This is a genomic window from Lederbergia sp. B243.17, from assembly GCF_057657925.1.
On record NZ_JBWBKF010000085.1, the window covers coordinates 121,044 to 134,599 of the forward strand.

The following is a 13,556-nucleotide window of genomic DNA, read 5'->3' on the forward strand; positions in this document are numbered from 1 at the left end:
AAACATGATTCCATATAAACACGAACCCTTTACTGACTTTTCAAAAGAGGCAAATATGAAGGCGTTCCAGGAAGCTCTAAAGCAAGTGGAAGGCTATCTTGGCCAGGACTATCCACTGACAATCGGCGGAGAGAAAGTCACGACTGAAGATAAAATTGTTTCCTACAATCCTTCCGACAAAAAGGAAGTGATCGGACGTGTATCGAAAGCCGGACGCAAACATGCCGAGCAAGCGATGGATGCAGCGGTGGAAGCCTTTGAAACTTGGAAAAAAGTAAGGCCGGAAATCCGCGCGGACATCCTATTCAAAGCGGCAGCCATTGTCAGACGGCGCAAGCACGAATTCTCCGCCCTGCTCGTAAAAGAGGCAGGTAAACCTTGGAACGAAGCAGATGCGGATACAGCGGAAGGAATCGACTTCCTGGAATATTACGGACGCCAAATGCTCCGCCTGAAAGACGGCATGCCTGTGGAAAGCCGTCCGGGCGAGTACAATCGCTATGACTATATCCCTCTCGGCGTCGGCATCGTCATCTCCCCGTGGAACTTTGCATTTGCCATCATGGCGGGGACAACGGTAGCCGCTCTTGTTTCAGGCAACACGGTGCTGCTGAAACCGGCTTCCACCACTCCGGTCGTTGCTGCAAAATTCGTCGAGGTACTGGAAGAAGCGGGCCTTCCGAAAGGCGTGCTGAACTTCGTGCCGGGCAGCGGGGCGGAAGTCGGAGACTACCTTGTCGACCATCCGAAAACACGCTTCATCTCCTTCACGGGCTCCCGTGATGTTGGCATGCGTATTTACGAGCGCGCGTCAAAAGTAAATGAGGGACAGATCTGGCTTAAGCGCGTCATTGCTGAAATGGGTGGTAAAGACACCATCGTTGTCGACAAAGAAGCAGATCTCGAACTGGCTGCCCAATCGATCGTCAAATCCGCTTTCGGCTTCTCCGGCCAAAAATGCTCCGCTTGTTCACGTGCGGTCATCGTGGAAGACGTGTATGACCAAGTATTGGAGCGTGCGGTAGAGCTGACGAAGGAGCTCAAGGTCGGCAATCCGGTGGATCTCGGAAACTTCATGGGACCGGTGAACGATCAGGCTTCCTTTGATAAAATCATGGGCTATATGGACATCGCAAAAGAAGAGGGAAGAATTTTGACAGGCGGTACTGGGGACAGCGAGACAGGCTACTTTATCCAGCCTACAATTGTCGCTGACGTGGATCCGAAAGCACGGCTTATGCAGGAAGAAATTTTCGGCCCGGTCGTCGCCTTCGCAAAAGCGAAAAACTTTGACGAAGCAATCGAGATTGCGAACAATACGGAGTATGGTTTAACGGGCGCTGTCATTACAACGAACCGTCTGAACATGGAAAGAGCACGCGAAGACTTCCATGTCGGCAACCTGTACTTTAACCGAGGCTGCACAGGAGCAATTGTCGGCTACCAGCCATTCGGCGGATTCAACATGTCCGGCACTGATTCAAAAGCGGGCGGCCCGGATTATCTCCAGCTTCACATGCAAGCAAAAACAACGTCAGAGACATTCTGATCGAGACAGAAAAGGCCCAAGGCAAGGGTATTCCCCCCTGCCTTGGGCCTTTTTTCTTCCGTCTATACTTCCTCTCTTTTTATCAGTATGATAAAAGAATAGAAACGATCTTTTTGCGGAGGGGGAGCCTGATGAGCAAGCTGCTGGATTCGATATTCGCATCGTCGGATATCAATGAGATTACAGAGATGGTAAGCACGCACTTAAAAAAACCGATCGTTGTTGAAAGCGGCCAATTCTCCCTGCTGGCCTACAGTTCCTACTATATTGACCATTTTGACGAAGCAAATCAGCAGACAATTTTTGCAAAACGGTGGCCGATCCCGATATTGGAAAAGTTCATGGACGAAGGGATTGTGGAAAGACTCAGGAGTGCAGAAGGCCCCTTTCGCCTGCCGAAAATCGAAGATATCGGATTGAACCCGCGCGTGGTCGCCAGTACAAAGCATAAAGGTGAGATTTTCGGCTATATATGGGTGCAGGAGACGGATCCGCCACTGACGGAGGAGGAAATGGACTTCCTTACTGAAGTATCCCTCCATATCGGCAAGCTGCTGTATCGGGAGAATCAATTGAAAACCTTGAATGATGAAAGAAAAACCCGCTTTTATAAAAATGTCTTCGATGATATGTACAAAACGGAGAGCCAGATTAAATGGGAGGCAGCCAATGCGAATATCGTTCTTCCGTCGTCCTTTATTGTGACCGCCTTCACCGCTGCCAACCAGGATGAGGATCTATTTCTGGAGCTGGCGGAGACAATCAGGCTTTTCGTTAATGCCTTGAACCGACCTTCACATGTTTTAGTAGCTGAGATGAAAGTCATTGTCATTATCGGTAGCAGCCTGACAGGAGACACTACCCTAACAAGGAGTGCCAGGCAGCTTGCGTCAACGGTGCTGAGCCAGTTCAAACCGTTCACCCTCTATGCCGGCATTGGCAGCCAGTACTCCTCCATTCCGGAACTGCGAAAAAGCTATCAGGAAGCACTGAAAGTCATTGAAACAGCGAAGTTCCTCGGAACTCCCGCTATTCCAGACATTGAATACAGGAATCTTGGCGTCTTCCGCTATTTGGAAGCAATTGCCCGCTATGACGGTGGAAAACCGGAAATCCACGAAGACCTGCTCAAGCTCCAGCAGAAGGACAAGGAAAACCAGTCCAGCCTGCTGCAAACCTTGGAAGCCTACCTGCAGAACAATTGCCGGATCAAACCGACGGCCGAACAGCTTTTCATCCACCCAAACACATTGAAGTACCGGCTCAAACAAATCGCCGACACCACTTCCATCCGGTTCAATAACTTCAACATGAACTGCCGGCTCTATATTGATCTCCAACTCATGAAACGATAAGGATGAAAAATCGAGACTGAAAAAACTCCGGAACAAGAGCCCTGTGTCCCTTGTTCCGGAGTTTTTATTAGATTTTTATCGAGCCGGAAGCTTTGCGGCCGAAAAATAATTCCCGGCAGGCAATTTCCAATGTAGGGACGAATTCACACGGCCAGTCCTTCTGATACTGGTTCATCTGCCTGGAATGCTCCGGCTTCACCCCGGCAATTTTCAGGACAGGCTTGTCCATGCAGCTCAAAATTTGAAAAAGCTCCAACAGCCTTGATATGCCTGAAAGAGTGATCTCGTCTACAGCTGTGAAATCAAACAAAAGTGTCGACTGCTGGCCTTCATATGCTTTTTGGACTACCTGTTCCGTGATGGCCTTCAGGGTCTCTTCGGACAAATCCCCGAACAGCGGGATGAGCGCGATTTCTCTCGAAAGGGCGATATAAGGCCCAGATAATTTTCGCAGCCTTTCCATCGTCAGCTCAAGCTCTTCCTTCTTCTCAAACAGCTCGAAGTTTGTGGACTCGAGCCTCTGGTGCAAAGATAGCAGCTGATCCTCCAGTTTGGAAATCCGGTCCTGCTTGGCAAGAAACACAATTTGCCCATGCTCCGAGGAATCCCAAGAAATCTGCACATCAAAAGCAGCTGCAGGATGATGCTTTGTAATCAAATTTAACTCCAGCTCGCTTGTTTCGCCGGTCTGGAACCCATACCGTAAAAATTTCCCCATGCTTCCTTCGTCGATTAAAGCACTGATATGAGCGGCCGGCAGCGAAAACTCCTGCTTTGCTGCAGCAGAATAGGAAAGGATATTCCCTTCTGCGTCAATTTCTACATAAGGTACTGGTAAAACACGCTCATGAATTGACATTGTCGGCCTCCTGTACATTTGCCGTTTTTAACCACGTGTTCAGTGTGCTGATATCATGCAAAATCACCGTTTGCTCATTGCAATAAGGCTTCAAATCATAAAGACTTGCCAGCCTTCCCCCGACCATGACCAACGGCCGGTCCGGCAGCGAGGATAGTTCGTTCACGTAAGCTTTCAGTTTGATAAGATGATAGGCGATGGACACGGAAAGCGCAACTACATCCGGCTTCCAGCCTGCCGCTGCCTGCAAGGCATACTCAAGCGGGAGATTGGGCCCGAAATACCGGACCTCCCAGCCCTCTTCCAAAAACACATTGCTGGCCATTTTCAAACCGAGATAATGCTGTTCCCCTTCCAGGCAGAGAAGCATTACCTTTTTCCCGCCATATCCCTCTCCGCCCTGCCAATTGTAAAACCGGGACATGGCCATATCGCAAACTGCGGTAGCCAAATGTTCATCCGCTACGGTAATCTTGTTTTCTTCCCAAAGTTGTCCAATATATTGCAATGCCGGTGTGACAAGTTGATGATGAACCTTCCATGCCGGCTCATGCTGTCTCTCAGCCAGCTTCTTCAAGACAGCCCGCTGATCACCCGCCAGTAGGCTTGCGGCCAGATCACGCGCTTCATTTTCCATCAACAGCGCCCCCTCATTGCAGATTAATAGATTGAAGTTCTTCTATCGCTTCGTCGAGAAACAGCCGATAACGGTGGCATTCTGCATGTTCCAACGGTAAGATTTCGCGAATAATGGCGAAGTTTTCAACAAGATGCCTCGTTTCCATTCCATGTTTTATAAGAATCCCGTTAAGCCAAATTGCATAATCGGTAAAAAACTGAGAATTGCCCAACTCATGGGCTGTCCTTAATTGTCTCATATGATGCTCATTATCCTCAAGGCATTTTGCTTTCCCTTTCGTACCGAAACGTTCAAGCAGGGATGGATCTCGCTCATACATGAGGTTTGTCGCCTTTTCAGCCATGCCCAAAAGTGATATAGCTGTCATGTCGCCACCACCTGATATTGGCGGACCTTTGGCACTACCGCAGCCAGTTCCTTGTTTGGATACTTCTTCTCCAAATCATGAATTCTCTTAAAGTCACTGCTTCGCACCCAATTCAGGTATTGCTCCTTTGTTTCAAATACAAGCTGAACGGTCAGTTCCCCCGGCTTCTTGTCATTTTGCAGGAGGAGGAAATCAAGGAAGCCCTCAGCCTTATCAACTGACCGGGACCGACTTTTATAGATGCCGATGACTTCATCCGCCTGATGGTCATCGACTGAAAATGTAGAGTGGACAATATACAAGCGAATTCCCCCTTCGTATATGAAAAATTGCTTCTCCCTTTTTGCAAATTATACACTTTATAAAATGAGAAACAACTGCAAAGCCGATCTCCGGATGTCACAATAGCAGCCAGGCGACGATGGTGCCGACCGATCCATACAGAAGCGCAAACGGCAGATTCAACAAGGTGATTTTATACGGACTCTGCTCTGTGTTCATCGAGGTGAGCGTAACAACAAGTCCATATGTCCCGACCGTCAAGGTGGCAATCGAACTAGAAATCAGGACGATGGCGATGCTGAGCGGGTTCATAATCTCAAGCAGAATCGGGACCACCCCGCCAAGAATGCCGATTGTAGCGACCGGATGCACTCCGAACATGCTCATGAAGATGAAGAAAATCTGGATTAGAAAGAAAATAAGCAACGGATAGTCCGAGAATGCGAGAATCGGTTTCTCCAACATGTTCATAAATCCCGAACCATTCAAGCTATTGCCGAAAAATGCAAGAGAAATAAAAAGCACGACAAAATTCTGCATGCCGTTTGTTTTATCTTTCCACGCACTCCACCCTTCAGCCAAAAAGCGCCGGCCCCTTTTCATGACACCCGACCAAAGGAACGAAAATGGGAAAATCAAAATGGTCACAGCAAGCAAAAAGCCGAAATCAAACCAATTGCCAAGCAAGATGACAAGAAGGAGAAACAGAGCGAGTGCGGCAATCAGATGAACGAGCCGAAGCACTGTCTTTTTCGTCATTACCTGTACATTTTCCTTAGACTCATAGGGATGCCTGCGAAACGCCAACCGCCCCCAGATGGAGTCCGTCATAAATGTCACTGCGGAAATCAGCAAAAGCGATGGCAATAAGGAAACATAATCAACCCCGGTAGTAAAAATGCTGACAGCAAGCAGCAGCTCAAGCGGGCTCCAGAGCAGAGCGAGCGTAAAGCCGCGGAGAGTCGCCGAGGAAATGAACGAATCTCTCAAGCTCTTCGGATATTTCGATAAATTGTTCTTCAGCACATCTTGGGATATGGTAGCAGCGGACAAATTCAAGAAAGCGGCGAGGACGGTTGTCGTCGCCGAACTGCGTGGATAGAGCTGCCCCAAATCCTTCACATTCGCTTCCAGCATTGAAGTGATCGTCCGGTCGAATCCTCCGACCTGAACGGCACTGCTCATCCATGGCAGCATCAGCAGCAGGGCTAGAACCGACAAATTCGAAATCATCAGTTCCGGAATGGCAGAGATCTCCTGCCCTGAGGCAAGAAAAACCCCGGAGCCGATCGTGATAAAAGCCCCGCTCAAAATCTTAAACAGGCGCGTGGCGCCTGGAAAGGAGAGGAAAAGCAGCAATATCGCCAGCCATCCTACCAGCGCGTCGAATCTTCCATCCGTAAAAATCACATTTAAAATATGAAGCAAAAATACCGAACTATAAAGTATGTAAATATACCGTAACACTTTTGAGTAATAACGCATTCAATGCTCCTTTGCAAAGTTCATTCTCCGCGGCCTTCATAGAATCCCTATTGGTTTCCATCCCCTCACTTCTATCTTACCTATTAGGCCCCTTGTTTCCAAAAGTGGCAGATGTGCGGAAAGAAATGCAGGGAAAATGATTATGGTGGTTGCAGTCACGCCCCCTTGCATTGCTCACATCCTTGAGAGTATGGCTGTCTCCTGCCCCCATTTTTTCAAAGGCCCTTAATCCAACAGCACCGCTTTGCTTGGATTTCGGTGCAGCTCAAAAATTGATTTGATTTGCGAGGCGGTATTTCGGCGGCCCGACAGTTCGGGGAGCGCATGCTCTTCAAAGAAGCCGATATTGTTTGTCTCCACCCCGGTTTTTGCTTCGCCTCCTGTAATCTCGCATTCAATGAAAATTTTATAATAATGATAGGGCTCGGGCGGATGCGGATGCTTGTGCATATCCAACAGGGCTAGAAGCCTGAGTGGAATGACATCAAAACCCGCCTCTTCTTTTATCTCCTTGATGATGTTTTCTGAAGGAGACAAACCGACTTCACAAAAGCCGCCCGGCAAAGCCCATTTATCATCCATCTTTTCTTTTACCATTAGAATGCGGCCCTTTCTGAAAACAGCTCCCCGTACATCCATTTTCGGTGTCTGGTAGCCTGTTTCATTGGCGAACAGCTCTTTTATCATACTGAGTTCAACCCCAGTATGCGCGGCCATGATTTCAGCACTGATCTCCCGTAATTCTTCATACCTTTCCCGATCGTACACATCCTTGGAAAATGTAAGCCCCGCCTGGGAAATCGACTGAAGGCGTTTCGCCCAGTCCAGCCATTTTTCATTCATTGCAACACCAATTCCTTTCCTAATGAAAGATCATCCTTCTCCTCATACCTATTCTCCCTAACACGGAGAAACCCTTTAAAACGGGATCTTTCACCATTTTACGCTCAATGGAAAGCAGTGGAGAACAGGCTGCATTTTTTCTTGTTCTTGGATTTGTCGAAATATACCCTGATTTTTTTCAAAGCGGTATTCAGTAGGATTCCGTGTGTTGTATGATAGAGCTACATATCTACCTTAGAGGAGAATACACTGAATGAACCATATGTTGTTTGAGCACGCCCAGCATCATAATCCGCTGCTTGTTGCTCTTTCTTACGTTATCGCTGTTGCTGCCGCATATGCCTCGATTGTGTTAGCAAGGAGGGTGATGTTCACACGAAAAAGAGCCAAGACCGCTTGGCTCTTTTCCGGAGCGATCTCCCTCGGTTTCGGGATTTGGTCCATGCATTTCGTTGCAATGCTCGCCTACCACTTTCCGATTCCCGTTTATTATGATAAATCGCTTGTGTTCTATTCCGTAATCGCAGCTGTCATCGGCTGCTTGATCGGCTTTTATATGAATGCGGTCGGCAAATTCAGTGCCGTCCGTTTTGCAATATCTGGAATTGTGATGGGGCTGGGGATCGCCACCATGCATTATATCGGGATGGCTGCAATCAAACCTGTGACAATAAGCTATAATACCAAACTGTTCGCGGTCTCCATTTTTGTCGCCATCTTTGCCGCCATGGCCGCGTTGTGGATCGGATTCCACTCCCCATATGCAAAGGGAGCGATGTCCCGTAAACTCAAATTACTCGCGTCGCTCATGATGGCGATCGCCATTACAGGCATGCATTACATCGGAATGGCGGCTGCCCATTTTTCGACAGATGCTGCGATGAATGAGTCGATGAAGGCTGGTGCCATCAATCAAACCGCGCTCGCCTGGGTTGTGGCAATCGTCGCTTTCGTCATGTTCTCTCTTCTTTTTCTTTCAATCATCCTGGAAGGGAGATGGCGGAAGCGGGAAGTGATCCAAAGCACATTGCTTGATGCAGCGGAAGATGGAATCGTTGTGACAGACCAGACCGGCCTCATCCTCCATGCCAATCGTGCTTTTCGCCAACTTATCGGCATTGGCGGCGGATCGGCGGCTAATAAAAACTTAGCGGACTTCCATAAAGACCTTAGCCAGGCTGTTCCGCATAACAGGGATTTGCGGATATCATTGGGTGAAGGCATTATCGAAGCAACGAGACATTCGATAAAAGAAGAGGAACTGAACCATTCACTCTGGATTTTCCGCGACATCACCGAAAAAGTCCGTGCGGCTGAAAAAATTGAATTCATGGCCTTCCATGATGCCCTGACAGGGCTGCCGAACCGGCATCGGCTGGAAGCGATTCTCCAGCAGTGGATCGAAGAAGAGCAAGAGGTCGCCTGTATCTTCCTGGATTTGGACAGGCTCAAATTCACCAATGATTCACTCGGCCACCAGGCTGGGGATCAGTTGATAAAAGGGACAGCCGAACGTTTGAAACAAGCTGGCCATGAGAGCGACCTGACTGCACGCGTAGGAGGCGACGAGTTTGTCATCCTCCTTGCCGGAGAACGTGCAAAGCTTGCTCATGCAGTGGCAGAACAGCTTGTAGAGGAAATGAACATCCCTTTTACATTAAATGGGGTGAATATCCGGGTTACCGTGAGTGCAGGCATTTGCGACTATCCGAAAGAGGCCTCTTCGGCCAATGAATTGATCCGTTTTGCCGACCTGGCGATGTACGAATCAAAAAAGAACGGCAAAAACCGGGTTACCCCTTTCAATCTGACGATCCGCGAAAAAATCCGCCGGGATGTCCAATTGGAGGAATTCATGCTGAAAGCGATGGATCAGGAAGAATTCTATCTTGTTTACCAGCCGAAGGTTTGCGTGGAAAGTGGAAAGATCGATGGTGTCGAAGCCCTTTTGCGCTGGAAGAACCCTCTCCTCGGAAACATTTCACCGGTGGAATTCATTCCAATCGCTGAAGATCGGGGAATGATTTACGAGCTCGGGGAATGGGTCCTTAATGAAGCGTGTTGCCAATGGGTAAAGTGGGCAAATGAAGGAATGAAACGTATCACCATGGCCGTTAACATCTCTCCGCTTCAGTTTGCCAAAGAGGATTTTCTTGTGGCTCTTAAAAAAACAATTGAAAAAACAGGCATGGATCCCCGCTACCTGGAGCTTGAAATTACAGAGTCCGCCTCGCTCGCCTTTGACGAGTATACAATTGCAAAGCTGGATCAGCTGGCAGAAATGGGCATACAAATTTCACTGGATGACTTTGGAACAGGCTACTCCTCATTCAAGCATTTAAAGGAGCTGCCGATCAAAGTTTTGAAAATAGATAAGTCCTTCCTTGACCATCTGCTCGGCAACAGCGGCCAGGAAGCAATTGTCCGTTCGATGATACAGCTCGGCCACAACCTGGACCTTCAGGTGCTCGTGGAAGGCGTCGAAACCCAGTCGCAGCTCGATTGGCTCCGGAACGAACGCTGCGATATCATCCAAGGCTACTTTTACAGCAAACCAGTTTCGCCAGAATTGATCAAGGATCTATTCGCCAGCCTGCTGCCCGGAAGAGGGAATCTTGCCGGCGAACTGGTCTGATTTGAAGGAACACTCGGCATGACTCATATTTCCCAGCCCTCCACAAATAATAGGCAGGAAGGAGGGCGTGCATATGAATCGTAACGGAGCAGGCCAGAAAATTGAGCAAACAGCAGAGAACCTAATGAAAAAAGGCATCCCTGCCAGAACAGCTGCCTATGCTGCTTCAATGGGCTATCTCAGACATTTGAAGAAAAAATGAAAAACGGCCGCCGGGTTGGATACCCGGCGGTCTTCGTTTCTTTTCATTTATGCTATATCCTGTTTGACCGGGAAAGAAATACCCGCAAAGGCCCTTCCGACACTCTCACTTGTTGCCTCATTCACCGCGAGGTCTCCAAGCGAAGCCCTAATCATCGTCCCCCCATTCCCGCTCAAGGGGCTACGGGCCCTGCGTGTTTATACCGGCCGGCGGACCCGGTTTCCTGTTTACCTTCCGCTCTCAAAGGTTATTCTGTTTGTATAGCAAGGAGTTGATCATATGGCTGATTTTTGCCCCGTAAGCTGGCCGGAAGAACCGGTACCGGCTGGACAGAAGGATTGCCGGGACTGCGGACTTTACAAGCACGGCTCCCGGATGATCTGGGGAGAAGGAAACCCTGATGCGCCCATCATGGTCATCCTGGACAACCCGGGCTTGCGTGAAGATCGAGAGGGAAATCCCTTTGTCTGCGGAACGAGGGAAACGCTGCAAAAAGCGGTCCACCAGGCCGGTTTGCAGGCCGAGGATTTTTATACCACCTTCATTTTGAAAAGAAGACCGGTGCGGGCGTACGAAAAGGAAACGACGAGGGCAGTTTGCATGCAGCATCTGGAGGAACAGCTCCAAGAAAAGAACCCCCTCCTCCTTCTCTGCATGGGAAACGTGGCGGTCCGCTCCTTTTTCAAAGAAGAGACGGCCGAGGTGAAGTCGCTAAGAGGAAGCTGGCACGATGTGCGCGGCTGGCAGACCACAGTGGCCTATCATCCGCTTGCCGCCAGAAGACGTCCAAACCTGTTGCGCCTGCTCTATGAAGATGTGAGCAGGGTGGCGGCAGAATACCGGAGACTGACAGAGGCTGGGGAGCTTTAACAGGCTCCCTTTCTTTTTAATGGGACTGCAAGCGGGAGAACTGGCTACATCTGTCAGATCCCGCTTTGATACTGGAAGTGCGCTGGAATTCTTTCCTTCATGTGTCTATCCACCTCTTTTACACCGGTAGTAAGCTGGATTCCTTTCCTTCACGTGCCAAAGCGCATCCTGATGCAAAAATCAGATTCCGCCCTCTTCCCTAGCTGATTTCCAAAGCGCCCGCACGTATATTCATGCATCTGCCGCCTAGGCAGATGACGCAGAGTGGTATACTGGCATTGTTGCTTTTTTAAAGAGGGGTGTCAGCTATGGCCATTATATTTACGATGCTCGTGATGGGCACGATTCTCGGTTTCATCGGGGCCGGTGGGGCTGGTTTCATTATTGCGATTTTAACGCTAGTTTTTCATATACCGATTCATACAGCAGTCGCCACTTCCTTGACGGCGATGGCGTTCACAAGCATATCAGGGGCTTTCAGCCATTTTAAAGAAGGGAACCTGTCCGTCAAATCCGGATTGCTTGTTGGTGTGTTTGGAGCGTTGGGTGCATTCGAGGGATCCAAGCTTGCCGCCTTCATTCCAGAGGAGGAACTCCATTATTTTACCGGCGGCATGTTGTTTTTGTCGGCCGCTCTTTTAATATTCCGTCTGTTTTTTCTCAAAAGCAAGGATACCGCCAAACCGCAATCGCCTGCGGCGGTGCTTATCGCCAAAGCCGCGGTGCTCGGATTGCTGACAGGTGTGCTTTCCGGGGCATTCGGCATTGGTTCCACACCGTTTATCCAGCTTGGACTTCTTACATTTATGGGACTCTCTCTCCGGCAATCGGTCGGCACGACGATGCTTGTGATTGTGCCGATTGCAATTGGGGGCGGGGCTGGCTATACGACAGCCGGATTGCTGGATGTGATGCTGCTTGTCAAGGTACTCGTCGGCACGATGATCGGTGCTTATATCGGCGCAAAGTTCACCAACCTCGTGCCAAAACCGGTATTGAAAACGGCGATGGTATTGACGCCGGCAATCAGCGGACTGCTGCTCTTTTTCTAAAACACGATTCATTTTGAAGCAATGGGGTTCAATTTCCCATTGCTTTTTTATTTTGTTCGGTATATTATTATGACAGTAATAGTAATATTATTGATAAGGTAAATGGTCAGTCATTCAAGGTGGTGAGGTTATGCAGGGAAAATTATCTTCGGATTTATTGCGGGGGCATACAGATACGATTGTTCTCGGTATTTTAGCTAAGGGGGACAGTTACGGCTACGAGATTTATAAAACAATCCTCGATAAGACGGATGAGCAGTATGAACTGAAGGAGGCGACCCTTTATTCCAGTTACCGCAGGCTGGAAAAGGACGGCCTGATTATCGCCTACTGGGGAGATGAATCACAGGGGGGCAGACGAAAATACTATAGGGTAACAGAGGATGGCAGACGGCAATATTTGCAAAACAAACTGGACTGGGAGTTCACCCAGGGAATATTAAATAAATTATTGGAGGAGTGATGGTATGGACCGGCAGATTGAAAAATATGTCGATGACCTGTTTCATGGCTATGAAGAAACGCCCGCTCTGCTCGATTTTAAAGAGGAAATCCGGGTCAATCTTTCCGAGAGAGCAAAAGATTTGGAAGGAAAGGGAATGGCAGAAGACGAAGCATTCACAAAGGCAGTGGCTGAACTGGGGGATATCACCTCTGTTGCAGATGAGTTGGGCAAGAAAAAGAGAAATGAGTTCATCAGGCAGATGTACATCCCTCAAAAGACGGAAGTTGGGCTTCCGCATGCCATTGGCTATGTAATTGCTGGCGGTGTATTGCTGTTTGGTATTATCGCTGGCTGTCTCAGCTATTTCTCGACCCATCAGGTTTTCACCGGCGTTTCCTCTTTAATGCCTTTTCTTGTCCTTTCAGGTGCCGCTTTCGTTTTTCTCGGTTTGACACAGGAAACAGCGAACCATTTCCCGATGAATAAGATCCGGGCGCTCATTTATTCAGCGGCAACAGGGCTGTCCCTTTTCGGAGTGACCACTGCTGTCATGCTGTATTTTATGAAAGAAGCAGGTTTGCAAGCTGTGTTCGGCACATTGATCCCTTTTCTTATTCCCGGCTTGGGGATCCTGGCCTTTCTCCTAATTACAGAGAAAAACCGCCTCAAGCCTTGGGTAATTGAAGAACAGAAAATGTTTATGGAGCATTATTATGCGAATAAAGATCCTCATCGAATGGCGCAAGGCGGTCTCTTGTCCGGGGCTCTTTGGCTGCTTGCCATTGCGGTCGTACTCCTTGTCGGTTTCCGGTTTGGATTGATTTATGCGATCGCCGCTTTCTTTGCAGCAATTGCCTGCCAGCTAATGATTGAATTTTGGATCCGGGCAAAAGCCTGACCGAAGCCTAGGAAAGCCGCCGCACATTGATGCCGGCGGCTTTTCATTTGCTCTAAAATGGGTAAGACTGCGCT

Annotated in this window: 14 protein-coding genes; 8 read left to right on the forward strand and 6 right to left on the reverse strand. The window is 48.8% G+C overall.

What is annotated here, in order from left to right:
* Positions 1–4: 4 nt before the first annotated feature.
* Together pruA and AC0TWI_RS17180 are read left to right on the forward strand one after the other, a co-directional pair.
* Positions 5–1,549: an L-glutamate gamma-semialdehyde dehydrogenase gene (gene pruA / locus AC0TWI_RS17175; protein ID WP_488127568.1), complete on the forward strand. Its 1,545-nt coding sequence runs from the start codon at positions 5–7 to the stop codon at positions 1,547–1,549.
* Positions 1,550–1,680: 131 nt separating this feature from the next.
* Positions 1,681–2,904, forward strand: a complete 1,224-nt coding sequence (locus AC0TWI_RS17180) for a PucR family transcriptional regulator (RefSeq protein ID WP_488127569.1) — start codon at positions 1,681–1,683, stop codon at positions 2,902–2,904.
* Between the two features lie 67 nt (positions 2,905–2,971).
* On the opposite strand, the gene AC0TWI_RS17185 is transcribed toward AC0TWI_RS17180, so the two are convergent.
* The 6 genes from AC0TWI_RS17185 to AC0TWI_RS17210 all read right to left on the reverse strand — a co-directional run bounded on the left by AC0TWI_RS17185 (position 2,972) and on the right by AC0TWI_RS17210 (position 7,380).
* Positions 2,972–3,763 carry an STAS domain-containing protein gene (locus AC0TWI_RS17185; RefSeq protein ID WP_488127570.1) on the reverse strand — a complete coding sequence of 264 codons (792 nt, stop codon included), beginning with the start codon at positions 3,761–3,763 and terminating at the stop codon, positions 2,972–2,974.
* A complete protein-coding gene (locus AC0TWI_RS17190) occupies positions 3,750–4,400 on the reverse strand; it encodes a cobalamin B12-binding domain-containing protein (RefSeq protein WP_488127571.1) in 651 nt (216 codons plus the stop codon). The genes AC0TWI_RS17185 and AC0TWI_RS17190 overlap by 14 nt, the downstream gene beginning before the upstream one ends.
* Before the next feature lie 13 nt (positions 4,401–4,413).
* Positions 4,414–4,770, reverse strand: coding sequence for a hypothetical protein (locus AC0TWI_RS17195; protein WP_488127572.1), 357 nt, complete (start codon positions 4,768–4,770; stop codon positions 4,414–4,416).
* On the reverse strand, positions 4,767–5,072 hold the full coding sequence (locus AC0TWI_RS17200; RefSeq protein ID WP_488127573.1) for an antibiotic biosynthesis monooxygenase family protein: 306 nt from the start codon (positions 5,070–5,072) through the stop codon (positions 4,767–4,769). The genes AC0TWI_RS17195 and AC0TWI_RS17200 overlap by 4 nt, the downstream gene beginning before the upstream one ends.
* A 97-nt stretch (positions 5,073–5,169) precedes the next feature.
* The gene (locus AC0TWI_RS17205) at positions 5,170–6,537 is read right to left on the reverse strand and encodes a hypothetical protein (RefSeq protein ID WP_488127574.1); all 1,368 of its coding nucleotides are present in this window, start codon (positions 6,535–6,537) and stop codon (positions 5,170–5,172) included.
* Positions 6,538–6,762: 225 nt separating this feature from the next.
* Positions 6,763–7,380 carry an NUDIX hydrolase gene (locus tag AC0TWI_RS17210; protein WP_488127575.1) on the reverse strand — a complete coding sequence of 206 codons (618 nt, stop codon included), beginning with the start codon at positions 7,378–7,380 and terminating at the stop codon, positions 6,763–6,765.
* A 253-nt stretch (positions 7,381–7,633) separates the two neighbouring features.
* On the opposite strand from AC0TWI_RS17210, the gene AC0TWI_RS17215 reads away from it, so the two are divergent.
* The 6 genes from AC0TWI_RS17215 to AC0TWI_RS17240 all read left to right on the forward strand — a co-directional run bounded on the left by AC0TWI_RS17215 (position 7,634) and on the right by AC0TWI_RS17240 (position 13,482).
* Complete coding sequence (locus AC0TWI_RS17215; protein WP_488127576.1) at positions 7,634–10,015, forward strand: bifunctional diguanylate cyclase/phosphodiesterase; 2,382 nt, start codon at positions 7,634–7,636, stop codon at positions 10,013–10,015.
* A 73-nt stretch (positions 10,016–10,088) separates the two neighbouring features.
* Positions 10,089–10,217 (forward strand): hypothetical protein, encoded by a 129-nt coding sequence (locus tag AC0TWI_RS17220; protein ID WP_488127577.1) that lies wholly within the window; start codon positions 10,089–10,091, stop codon positions 10,215–10,217.
* Between the two features lie 279 nt (positions 10,218–10,496).
* Positions 10,497–11,087, forward strand: a complete 591-nt coding sequence (locus AC0TWI_RS17225) for a uracil-DNA glycosylase (RefSeq protein WP_488127578.1) — start codon at positions 10,497–10,499, stop codon at positions 11,085–11,087.
* 308 nt (positions 11,088–11,395) lie between these two features.
* Positions 11,396–12,139, forward strand: coding sequence for a sulfite exporter TauE/SafE family protein (locus tag AC0TWI_RS17230; RefSeq protein WP_488127579.1), 744 nt, complete (start codon positions 11,396–11,398; stop codon positions 12,137–12,139).
* A 130-nt stretch (positions 12,140–12,269) separates the two neighbouring features.
* Entirely contained in the window at positions 12,270–12,602 is a 333-nt protein-coding gene (locus AC0TWI_RS17235) for a PadR family transcriptional regulator (protein ID WP_488127580.1), read from the forward strand.
* Between the two features lie 4 nt (positions 12,603–12,606).
* Positions 12,607–13,482 carry a permease prefix domain 1-containing protein gene (locus tag AC0TWI_RS17240; RefSeq protein WP_488127581.1) on the forward strand — a complete coding sequence of 292 codons (876 nt, stop codon included), beginning with the start codon at positions 12,607–12,609 and terminating at the stop codon, positions 13,480–13,482.
* Positions 13,483–13,556 lie beyond the last annotated feature (74 nt).

Excerpts from the sequence above, each read along its gene's own strand:
- pruA (WP_488127568.1), top strand. The coding sequence starts at position 5 with ATGATTCCATATAAACACGAACCCTTTACTGACTTTTCAAAAGAGGCA.
- AC0TWI_RS17180 (WP_488127569.1), top strand. The coding sequence starts at position 1,681 with ATGAGCAAGCTGCTGGATTCGATATTCGCATCGTCGGATATCAATGAG.
- AC0TWI_RS17185 (WP_488127570.1), bottom strand. The coding sequence starts at position 3,763 with ATGTCAATTCATGAGCGTGTTTTACCAGTACCTTATGTAGAAATTGAC.
- AC0TWI_RS17190 (WP_488127571.1), bottom strand. The coding sequence starts at position 4,400 with ATGGAAAATGAAGCGCGTGATCTGGCCGCAAGCCTACTGGCGGGTGAT.
- AC0TWI_RS17195 (WP_488127572.1), bottom strand. The coding sequence starts at position 4,770 with ATGACAGCTATATCACTTTTGGGCATGGCTGAAAAGGCGACAAACCTC.
- AC0TWI_RS17205 (WP_488127574.1), bottom strand. The coding sequence starts at position 6,537 with ATGCGTTATTACTCAAAAGTGTTACGGTATATTTACATACTTTATAGT.
- AC0TWI_RS17210 (WP_488127575.1), bottom strand. The coding sequence starts at position 7,380 with ATGAATGAAAAATGGCTGGACTGGGCGAAACGCCTTCAGTCGATTTCC.
- AC0TWI_RS17215 (WP_488127576.1), top strand. The coding sequence starts at position 7,634 with ATGAACCATATGTTGTTTGAGCACGCCCAGCATCATAATCCGCTGCTT.
- AC0TWI_RS17220 (WP_488127577.1), top strand. The coding sequence starts at position 10,089 with ATGAATCGTAACGGAGCAGGCCAGAAAATTGAGCAAACAGCAGAGAAC.
- AC0TWI_RS17225 (WP_488127578.1), top strand. The coding sequence starts at position 10,497 with ATGGCTGATTTTTGCCCCGTAAGCTGGCCGGAAGAACCGGTACCGGCT.
- AC0TWI_RS17230 (WP_488127579.1), top strand. The coding sequence starts at position 11,396 with ATGGCCATTATATTTACGATGCTCGTGATGGGCACGATTCTCGGTTTC.
- AC0TWI_RS17235 (WP_488127580.1), top strand. The coding sequence starts at position 12,270 with ATGCAGGGAAAATTATCTTCGGATTTATTGCGGGGGCATACAGATACG.
- AC0TWI_RS17240 (WP_488127581.1), top strand. The coding sequence starts at position 12,607 with ATGGACCGGCAGATTGAAAAATATGTCGATGACCTGTTTCATGGCTAT.